Here is a 2,218-nt window from a genome sequence, read left to right as displayed (position 1 = left end):
GGCGCGAGGCGCCCCCCTCTGTCCTGCCGGACATCTCCCCCTCAAGGGGGGAGATCGGCTTGCCTTGAGGCCGCTGCGCCAGGAGGCGCAGCCACATGTACTGGGCGGTGTTGGTGTCCTGGTACTCGTCGACGAGGATGTATTTGAAGCGCTTGTGGTATTCCTTGAGCACGTCCGGATTGGCGCGGAAGATGCGGATCGGGTGGCACAGCAGGTCGCCGAAATCGCAGGCGTTCAGCGTCTTCAGCCGCTCCTGATAGGCCTTGTAGAGTTCGCGGCCCTTGCCGTTGGCGAAGGCGCGGGCGTCGCCCTCGGCGATGTCGGACGGGCCTTGCCCCTTGTTCTTCCAGCCGTCGATCATCTGGGCGAACTGCTTGGCCGGCCAGCGCTTGTCGTCCAGACCTTCGGCCTGGATCAGCTGCTTGATCAGCCGCACGACGTCGTCGGTGTCGAGGATGGTGAAGTCGGAGCGCAAACCGGCGAGTTCGGCATGTCTGCGAAGCAGCTTCACGCCAATCGAGTGGAAGGTGCCGAGCCATGGCATGCCCTCGACATTGCCTTCGCCGATCAGCACGCCAATGCGGATCTTCATCTCGCGCGCGGCTTTGTTGGTGAAGGTCACCGCGAGGATCTGCGACGGGAACGCCTTGCCGGTGGCGAGGATGTGAGCGATGCGGGTGGTGAGCACGCGGGTCTTGCCGGTGCCGGCTCCGGCCAGCACTAGAACCGGGCCTTCGGTGGTTTCCACCGCTAGCCGCTGCTCCGGGTTGAGGCCCTTCAGGTAGTCGGGTGCGTTGTTGTGTCCGCTGCGGGCAGCCATGGCGCGCGCGGCGATGCCCGACGGGGCCGGGGGCCGCGCGTTGGGTTCGTCGAAAAAGGGCATGTCTTCGGAAAAGCCGGACATTGCCCCGAATGTAGTGATTCGGTGGGGAAAGACCAGAACTGTCTACGTTTTGTTCCGCTAAAGTGCCCGATTGCTGCCCACGCTCCCAGTGCGGTCGATGTTATCCCAATTGCGATGGACCATTACCGCCTGCGCTTGAGGCCCATGCTTGACAGGCGGGACCGTCGGGAGAAAGTTGTGCTTCGGGCAGCGACGCAATGCCGGGTTGCCATGGCAGCGCCGCGAAGCGCAACAGTCGAAGGAGTATCATCTTGGCTGTCACCATCACCTCCCTCATTCTTTTCCTCATCGGCCTGGCACTCGGCGGCGGCGGCATCCGCCTGGCGATGCTGGGCGGCAGCTGGTACTATGTCGTTGCCGGCCTTGCCTTCCTGATCGCCGCCTGGCTGCTTTACCGGCGCAGGTCGACTGCTTTGTGGCTCTACGCGGTGATCGTGCTCGGCACGTTGGCCTGGGCGGTCTGGGAAACCGGCTTCGACTGGTGGGAACTCGGGCCTCGCGGCGGCATCATCGTGCTTCTCGCTTTTTGGCTGCTGACGCCGTGGGCGAGGCGGGGTCTCGTCGGCCCTGACGGGCGCGCGCCGCTGATCCTTGCCGTGCTGGCATCATTGGCCGTCGCCGGTTATTCGATGACTTCGGATCCGAAGGATATTGCCGGCGAACTCGGCACCGACAAGGTGGTCGCCAACGCCAATCTCGGCAATGATGTGCCGGCCGGCGAATGGCACTATTACGGCCGCACGCAGTTCGGCCAGCGCTATTCGCCGCTCGACCAGATCACACCGGACAATGTCGCCAAGCTGCAGCCTGCCTGGACCTACCAGACCGGCGATGTGAAGGGTCCCGACGATGTCGGCGAGACCACCTATCAGGTGACGCCGCTGAAGATCGGCGACACACTCTACATCTGCACGCCGCATAATTTCGCCATCGCCATCGATGCCGCGAGCGGAAAGGAGAAATGGCGCTTCGATCCCAAGGTCAAGCTCGACAAGGACCGCCAGCACCAGACCTGCCGCGGCGTGGCCTATTACGCCGATGCCGCCGGCGCCGCCGGGCAGCCCTGTGCGACCCGCGTCTATCTGCCGACCTCGGATGCGCGGCTGATCGCGCTCGATGCCGCCAACGGGCAGATCTGCCCGGCTTTCGCCGAGGGCGGCACGCTGAACCTTCTGACCAACATGCCCTATCCGAAGTCGGGCTATTATTACTCGACCTCGGCCCCGCTGATCTCAGGCGGCAAGATCATCGTCGGCGGCGCGGTCAACGACAATTATTCGACGCAGGAGCCATCCGGCGTCATCCGCGCCTACG

2 pseudogenes (1 of these 2 cut by a window edge) are annotated in these 2,218 nt (G+C 64.2%); one reads left to right on the top strand and one right to left on the bottom strand.

The annotated features are described in order from the left end of the window. Positions 1 to 904 (bottom strand): annotated as a pseudogene (locus EOC06_RS28975) (ATP-dependent helicase); it reaches 1,774 nt to the left of the window's first position. Between the two features lie 251 nt (positions 905 to 1,155). Between EOC06_RS28975 and EOC06_RS43785 the strand changes: the two are divergent. Next, positions 1,156 to 2,218, top strand: a pseudogene (locus EOC06_RS43785) (membrane-bound PQQ-dependent dehydrogenase, glucose/quinate/shikimate family); the annotation flags it as partial.

Source organism: Mesorhizobium sp. M7A.F.Ca.MR.362.00.0.0, assembly GCF_004023175.1.
GTDB lineage: Bacteria > Pseudomonadota > Alphaproteobacteria > Rhizobiales > Rhizobiaceae > Mesorhizobium.
This window is presented reverse-complemented; position numbering and strand designations above follow the sequence as displayed.